This window comes from Streptomyces sparsus, from assembly GCF_054776295.1.
Genome location: NZ_BAAHCA010000196.1, coordinates 1 through 6,816, shown reverse-complemented (window position 1 = coordinate 6,816; position 6,816 = coordinate 1). Strand labels below are relative to the sequence as shown.

The 6,816-nt window shown below is 70.0% G+C and carries 8 protein-coding genes; 7 read left to right on the top strand and 1 reads right to left on the bottom strand.

Features of this window, described 5'->3' with window-relative positions; all coding sequences use genetic code 11:
* The 6 genes from ACYVE9_RS11895 to ACYVE9_RS11870 form a co-directional block, all read left to right on the top strand.
* On the top strand, window positions 1-275 hold a 275-nt coding region (locus tag ACYVE9_RS11895), incomplete at its 5' end, for a 2-oxo-4-hydroxy-4-carboxy-5-ureidoimidazoline decarboxylase (RefSeq protein WP_461027762.1).
* A 133-nt stretch (window positions 276-408) separates the two neighbouring features.
* Window positions 409-789 (top strand): succinate dehydrogenase, cytochrome b556 subunit, encoded by a 381-nt coding sequence (gene sdhC / locus ACYVE9_RS11890; protein WP_461027761.1) that lies wholly within the window; start codon window positions 409-411, stop codon window positions 787-789.
* Between the two features lie 6 nt (window positions 790-795).
* Complete coding sequence (locus ACYVE9_RS11885) at window positions 796-1,251, top strand: succinate dehydrogenase hydrophobic membrane anchor subunit (RefSeq protein ID WP_461027760.1); 456 nt, start codon at window positions 796-798, stop codon at window positions 1,249-1,251.
* Between the two features lie 19 nt (window positions 1,252-1,270).
* Entirely contained in the window at window positions 1,271-3,025 is a 1,755-nt protein-coding gene (sdhA, locus tag ACYVE9_RS11880; protein ID WP_461027759.1) for a succinate dehydrogenase flavoprotein subunit, read from the top strand.
* Window positions 3,025-3,795 carry a succinate dehydrogenase iron-sulfur subunit gene (locus ACYVE9_RS11875; RefSeq protein WP_461027758.1) on the top strand — a complete coding sequence of 257 codons (771 nt, stop codon included), beginning with the start codon at window positions 3,025-3,027 and terminating at the stop codon, window positions 3,793-3,795. The genes sdhA and ACYVE9_RS11875 overlap by 1 nt, the downstream gene beginning before the upstream one ends.
* 326 nt (window positions 3,796-4,121) lie before the next feature.
* Window positions 4,122-4,574 (top strand): phospholipase, encoded by a 453-nt coding sequence (locus tag ACYVE9_RS11870; protein WP_461027763.1) that lies wholly within the window; start codon window positions 4,122-4,124, stop codon window positions 4,572-4,574.
* 112 nt (window positions 4,575-4,686) lie between these two features.
* On the opposite strand, the gene ACYVE9_RS11865 is transcribed toward ACYVE9_RS11870, so the two are convergent.
* Complete coding sequence (locus ACYVE9_RS11865; RefSeq protein ID WP_461027757.1) at window positions 4,687-5,493, bottom strand: tetratricopeptide repeat protein; 807 nt, start codon at window positions 5,491-5,493, stop codon at window positions 4,687-4,689.
* Window positions 5,494-5,830: 337 nt separating this feature from the next.
* Between ACYVE9_RS11865 and ACYVE9_RS11860 the strand changes: the two genes are divergently transcribed.
* Window positions 5,831-6,376, top strand: coding sequence for an MOSC domain-containing protein (locus tag ACYVE9_RS11860; protein WP_461027756.1), 546 nt, complete (start codon window positions 5,831-5,833; stop codon window positions 6,374-6,376).
* Window positions 6,377-6,816: the final 440 nt, after the last annotated feature.

Here is a 6,816-nt window from a genome sequence, read left to right as displayed (position 1 = left end):
CGGCGCCCGGCTCCCGGGCCGCGCACACCGCGCTGGAGGCGGCCCGCGCCGCCTACGAGAGCCGCTTCGGGCACGCCTTCGTGATCTGCCTGGACGAGCTGCCGCCGACCATGCGCCTGGACGGCATGCTGGCCGGTATCCGCGCCCGGCTGGGCAACGAGGCCGACGAGGAACGCGCGGTGACGGCCGACGAGCTGCGCCGCCTGGCGCGCGGCCGGCTGCTGCGCCTGGTGGTACGGGATGTCACCGCCAGTAGTCCTTCCGTGCCTGATTGATCACATCGACGCCCCCAGCGCAAGGTCGGCGACAACTCATCGCTACCATGGCGGCGGCCGGTGGACCGTACCCGGCCGGGCCGACCGACACTGAAGCCGGCAGGCCCCAATCCCCGCTCCCGGAGGGTTTTCCGTGCCGGCTGGAACGCTGTACCGCGGCCGGGAAGGCATGTGGTCATGGGTGGCTCATCGAGTCACCGGCGTCCTCATTTTCTTCTTCCTGTTCGTACATGTCCTGGACACCGCGCTCGTCCGCGTCTCCCCGGAGGCGTACGACGAGACCGTGGCCGTATACAAGACCCCCCTCGTCGCTCTGATGGAGTACGGCCTCGTGGCGGCCGTCCTCTTCCACGCGCTCAACGGCCTGCGGGTCGTCGCGGTGGACTTCTGGTCGAAGGGCGCCAAGTACCAGAAGCAGATGCTGTACTCCGTGATGGGCATCTGGGCCGTGCTGATGGCCGGCGCCTTCTGGCCCGTCCTGTCACACGCCTTCCACGAGCTGTTCGGGAGCTGATGACCCATGTCCGTTGAATCCCCGCAGAGTGACACCCCTTCCGTGGACAACCCGGCACCGGTCATCGAGGCGCCCCGCGCCCGGACCTCCCGCACCCCGAAGACGAGCCGCACCAACTTCGAGATGCACGGCTGGCTGTTCATGCGGCTGTCCGGAATCCTGCTCGTGGTCCTCGTCCTCGGGCACCTGCTGATCCAGCTGGTGCTGGACGGCGGCGTCAGCAAGATCGGCTTCGCCTTCGTGGCCGGCCGCTGGGCCTCGCCGTTCTGGCAGGCCTGGGATCTGATCATGCTGTGGCTGGCGATGCTGCACGGCGCGAACGGGCTGCGCACCATCATCAACGACTACGCCGAGCGGGACAACACCCGGTTCTGGCTGAAGATGCTGCTGTACACCGCGACGGTGTTCACCGTCCTCCTGGGCACGCTGGTGATCTTCACCTTCGACCCGAACATCCGCTGAGGGCTGAGGTACCGAGCCAATGAAGATCCACAAGTACGACACCGTCATCGTCGGTGCCGGCGGTGCCGGCATGCGCGCGGCCATCGAGTCGACGAAGCGCAGCCGCACCGCCGTGCTCACCAAGCTGTACCCGACCCGTTCGCACACCGGCGCCGCCCAGGGCGGTATGGCCGCCGCGCTGGCGAACGTGGAGGAGGACAACTGGGAGTGGCACACCTTCGACACGATCAAGGGCGGCGACTACCTGGTCGACCAGGACGCCGCCGAGATCCTGGCGAAGGAGGCCATCGACGCCGTCCTCGACCTGGAGAAGATGGGTCTGCCGTTCAACCGCACGCCGGACGGCACCATCGACCAGCGCCGCTTCGGCGGGCACTCCCGCAACCACGGTGAGGCCCCCGTCCGCCGGTCCTGCTACGCCGCGGACCGCACCGGCCACATGATCCTCCAGACGCTCTACCAGAACTGCGTCAAGGAGGGCGTGGAGTTCTACAACGAGTTCTACGTCCTGGACGTGCTGCTCAACGAGGTCGACGGGGTCAAGAAGACCGCCGGCGTGGTCGCCTACGAGCTGGCCACCGGTGAGATCCACGTCTTCCAGGCGAAGGCCGTCATCTTCGCCTCGGGCGGCAACGGCAAGTTCTTCAAGGTCTCCTCCAACGCGCACACCCTCACCGGCGACGGCCAGGCCGCCGCCTGGCGCCGGGGACTGCCGCTGGAGGACATGGAGTTCTTCCAGTTCCACCCGACCGGCATCTGGCGGATGGGCATCCTGCTCACCGAGGGCGCCCGCGGTGAGGGCGGCATCCTGCGCAACAAGAACGGCGAGCGCTTCATGGAGAAGTACGCGCCGGTCATGAAGGACCTCGCGTCCCGGGACGTCGTCTCCCGCTCCATCTACACCGAGATCCGTGAAGGGCGCGGCTGCGGCCCGGAGGGCGACCACGTCTTCCTGGACCTCACCCACCTGCCGCCGGAGCAGCTCGACGCGAAGCTGCCGGACATCACCGAGTTCGCCCGGACGTACCTCGGCATCGAGCCCTACACGGACCCGATCCCGATCCAGCCCACCGCGCACTACGCGATGGGCGGCATCCCGACCAACGTCCAGGGTGAGGTGCTCGCCGACAACACCACGGTCGTGCCGGGCCTGTACGCCGCCGGTGAGGTCGCCTGCGTCTCCGTGCACGGCGCGAACCGGCTGGGCACCAACTCGCTGCTGGACATCAACGTCTTCGGGCGCCGCGCCGGTATCGCCGCCGCCGAGTACGCCTCCAGCGCCGACTACGTGGACCTGCCGGAGAACCCGGAGGCCCAGGTCGTCGAGCAGGTGGAGCGGCTGCGCAACGCCACCGGCAACGAGCGGGTCACCGAGATCCGCAAGGCGCTCCAGGAGACCATGGACAAGAACGTCATGGTCTTCCGCACCGAGCAGACGCTGAAGGAGGCCGTCGAGGACGTGGCCGCGCTGCGCAAGCGGTACCTCAACGTCAGCGTCCAGGACAAGGGCAAGCGGTTCAACACCGACCTGCTGGAGGCCATCGAGCTGGGCAACCTGCTCGACCTGGCCGAGGTGACGGCCGTGTCCGCCCTGGCCCGCAAGGAGTCCCGCGGCGGTCACTACCGCGAGGACTACCCGACCCGCGACGACGTCAACTTCATGCGCCACACCATGGCGTACCGCGAGGTCGGCGCCGACGGGACCGAGTCGATCCGGCTGGACTACAAGCCGGTCGTCACGACCCGCTACCAGCCGATGGAGCGTAAGTACTGATGAGCACCCCCACCCTGGACAAGGTCGAGGACACGACTCCCGCGGGCGGCGGCGACCTGCCGTACATCACCGCCACCTTCCGGATCCGCCGGTTCAACCCCGAGGTGTCCGCGGACGCCTCGTGGGAGGACTTCACGATCGAGATCGACCCGAAGGAGCGCGTGCTCGACGCCCTCCACAAGATCAAGTGGGAGATGGACGGCACCCTGACGTTCCGCCGCTCCTGCGCGCACGGCATCTGCGGGTCCGACGCGATGCGGATCAACGGCCGCAACCGGCTGGCCTGCAAGACGCTGATCAAGGACATCAACCCGGAGAAGCCGATCACCGTGGAGGCCATCAAGGGCCTCACCGTCCTCAAGGACCTGGTGGTCGACATGGAGCCGTTCTTCCAGGCGTACCGGGACGTGATGCCCTTCCTGGTCACCACCGGCAACGAGCCGACGCGGGAGCGCCACCAGACCGCCGAGGACCGTGAGCGGTTCGACGACACCACCAAGTGCATCCTGTGCGCGGCGTGCACCTCGTCGTGCCCGGTGTTCTGGAACGACGGCCAGTACTTCGGCCCGGCGGCCATCGTGGGCGCCCACCGCTTCATCTTCGACTCGCGTGACGAGGCCGGCGAGCAGCGGCTGGAGATCCTCAACGACCGGGACGGCGTGTGGCGCTGCCGGACCACGTTCAACTGCACGGAGGCCTGCCCGCGCGGGATCGAGATCACCAAGGCGATCCAGGAGGTCAAGCGCGCGCTGATCACGCGTCGCTTCTGACCCTCCCGCCAGGAGTTCACCGCCCCCGTCGGCCCCCGCCCCTCGCGAGCAACGCTCGCCGGGGGCGGGGGCCTTCGTGTGGGGCGGGGGTGTGGGCGGAGGGTGTGGGCGGGCTGGCGGGGCTGGGATGTGTCCGGTGAGCGGACGCCCTTCCACCGGAGTCGGTTTCCAACCGCCTGCGTATGTGCGGAAGTTGAACAGTTGTGGCAGATCAGTTGTGCCGTCTCCGCCGGACCGCTACCGGCATGACATGCGCATTACTCAAACTGATCTCCCCACACGTGCCGCCGTCCGTGATCCGGACGGCGACCGACCCGGAGGTCCGCATGCGCCGAAGCGTCACCACTGGCATGGCAGCAACCGGAATCGCGCTCGCCGCCGTCGTCGCCACCACCTCGCCGGCAACCGCAGCGCCCGCCGACAAGCCCCGGGTGCTGTCCAGTTGGACCCAGACCAGCCAGAGCAGCTACAACGCCTGGGCCTCGGCCAACGCCAACCGTGGCGCCTGGTCCGCCTACGGATTCGACTGGAGCACCAACTACTGCACCGCCTCCCCCGACAACCCCTTCGGATTCCCGTTCAGCGCCTCCTGTGCCCGCCACGACTTCGGCTACCGCAACTACAAGGCGCAGGGCACCTTCTCGGCCAACAAGAACCGCCTGGACAGCGCCTTCCACGAGGACATGAAGCGGGTCTGCGCCCGCTACACCGGCGCCACCAAGTCGTCCTGCACCGCCACCGCCTGGACCTACTACCAGGCCGTCCGCCTGCTGGGCTGAGCCGGTAGCGGAACCCGGAGCCCGCCGGGCCCAGCCGCAACCCACCGGACCCCGCCCACGGCCGGGCAACCGCACCACGGGCGGGGCCGGTGACGTCATCTCAGATCCGGCCTCAGGGGGTTCGGCCGCCGCCCAGAGCCGTGCCGATCAGGGACTCCGCCGCCCCGGGATCGCCGGCGAGCCGACCGGCGTCGCGGATCTGCTCCTCGTCCAGCGCCCCGGCCTTCGCCAGTTGGATCGCCTCGTGGATGCCGTCGCCGTCGCCGTGCGCGAGCATGACGAAGAACCAGCGCACCGCCTGCACCGGGTCCGGCGTGGTGCCGAAGCCGTCGCGGTACCAGCAGGCGGCGGCGTTCATTGCCCCCGTGTGCCCGCGCTCGGCCGCCCAGACGTACCAACCCAGCGCCTCCTCGTCCCGGTCCAGTGCGGACAGCCGGTCGGCGAGGACGGCACCGGCGGCGACGATTTCCTCGCGCGCGGCGGTCTCCAGCAGCCGCAGGGACTCGTCGGGGTCGTCGACCAGCTGGGCGAGATTGAAGGCGCCGTAGGCGTCTCCGCCGTCGGCAGCCGCCCGGAACAACTCGGTCGCACGGACGCGGTCCTCTTCGACGCCCAGGCCCGTCACCAGCATGTGCCCGTAGGTGCGCTGCCCGGCCGGGAGCCCGGCCTCGGCCGCCGCGCGGGCGTAACGCACCGCCATGGGCAGGGCGGACCCGTCGAAGTACTCCAGGTATATCCCGGCGAGCAGCGCGGCGGCCTCCGCCGATCCGCCGTCCGCCAGCGGCACCAGTTCCACGGCCGCCCGGGCGGCCAGCTCGGCACCCGCCGTACTGCCCTCCATCGCGGCCCGGACGAAGGCGTGCCCCGCGGCCACCCAGTCCCCGGCCTCGGCTGCCCTTCGACCCTCGTCCAGCTGCATGGGGGAACCCTAGACGCCATCGTCCGGTGGGTCGTGCTCGGAGCCGTGGTCGATGCGCAGGGGTGGGGCCCGCGTGCCGTCCGCCGACCAGCGTCCGTGCCACTCGTACAGGGTCTTCCTCGGGTGAGAACGCGTGGGCTGAGCCCGCCAAGGCGCACCCGTGTGCTGCCGGAAGGGGGTTACGTCGACCTCCCGGGGACAGGTCCTAGACTCTCCCATGGCCGAGGCGCCGCACTCTGCGCCGACGACTGCGGGGCGCCGGGGTCTGCACGCCGTTGAGGCTGGTGCGAGGCGCCGAGAGCGCCTCGCCGGGACAGAGCGGGAGGGCGGGGCGGGGATGCGGGAAGCAAGCGTGGTGGCGGTCTGCCGGGACGACGACCACCGTTTCAGCAAAGTGGCTCAACCGAGCATCCGGCTGCTGGCCGGTCTTGGTGTCGAGGGTGACTCCCACGCGGGTGTCACCGTGCAGCACCGGTCCCGCGTCGCGCAGAACCCCGACCAGCCGAACCTGCGCCAGGTCCACTTCCTGCACGAGGAATTGTTCACCGAGGTGGCCGCCGCGGGCTTCGTCCTCGAACCCGGGGCCTTGGGCGAGAACATCACCACCCGCGGCCTGGACCTGCTCGCGCTGGGCACCGGCACGCTGCTGCGGCTGGGCCCGGACGCCGTCGTGGAGATCACCGGCCTGCGCAACCCGTGCCGGCAGATCGACGCGTTCCAGCCGGGTCTGCTGGAACGCGTGGTGGGCCGCGACGAGTCGGGCGAACTGCTCCGGCGTGCCGGGATCATGGGCGTGGTACTCACCGACGGCGAGGTCATGCCGGGTGACCCGATCACCGTGACGGCGCCCGAGGGGCCGCACCGACCGCTGGAACGCGTGTAGCCGATCCCGTACCGGCCGAAGCGGGCTTTTCGGCCAGCTTTTTGACGTGCCCCTGACGAAACGGCGTCGGGGCTGGCACTCTGCTGCTTCAGCATCCCCACCCGATCCAGCGCCACACCGGGTCCAGCACCGCCCGAGGAGCGCCGGAACCTCCCTCGGAGGCCCCGCGCCCGCACCGCTCCACCGCACCGCTCGTCTGCCCGGGCCGCCCACCCGCTGCCCGGCCCCCGCCGTCGCGCCCCATCGCGACCGTCGCAGAAGGAGTACGCGTGAGACACACTCCTCGTTCCGTTCTCGGCACTCTGCTCGCCGCCGGAGCCCTGCTGGCCACCGGCGTTCTCGCCGGCCCCGCCAGCGCCGCCCCCGACCCGCTCCCGGACACCAGTCACAGCGCGGCGCCCGGCAAGGCCGCCCAGGAACGCGTCCGCGACTTCTGGACG

What these genes read in the sequence shown, in the direction of transcription:
- ACYVE9_RS11885 (WP_461027760.1), top strand. Translation starts at nt 796, where the DNA reads ATGTCCGTTGAATCCCCGCAGAGTGACACCCCTTCCGTGGACAACCCG.
- sdhA (WP_461027759.1), top strand. Translation starts at nt 1,271, where the DNA reads ATGAAGATCCACAAGTACGACACCGTCATCGTCGGTGCCGGCGGTGCC.
- ACYVE9_RS11875 (WP_461027758.1), top strand. Translation starts at nt 3,025, where the DNA reads ATGAGCACCCCCACCCTGGACAAGGTCGAGGACACGACTCCCGCGGGC.
- ACYVE9_RS11870 (WP_461027763.1), top strand. Translation starts at nt 4,122, where the DNA reads ATGCGCCGAAGCGTCACCACTGGCATGGCAGCAACCGGAATCGCGCTC.
- ACYVE9_RS11865 (WP_461027757.1), bottom strand. Translation starts at nt 5,493, where the DNA reads ATGCAGCTGGACGAGGGTCGAAGGGCAGCCGAGGCCGGGGACTGGGTG.
- ACYVE9_RS11860 (WP_461027756.1), top strand. Translation starts at nt 5,831, where the DNA reads ATGCGGGAAGCAAGCGTGGTGGCGGTCTGCCGGGACGACGACCACCGT.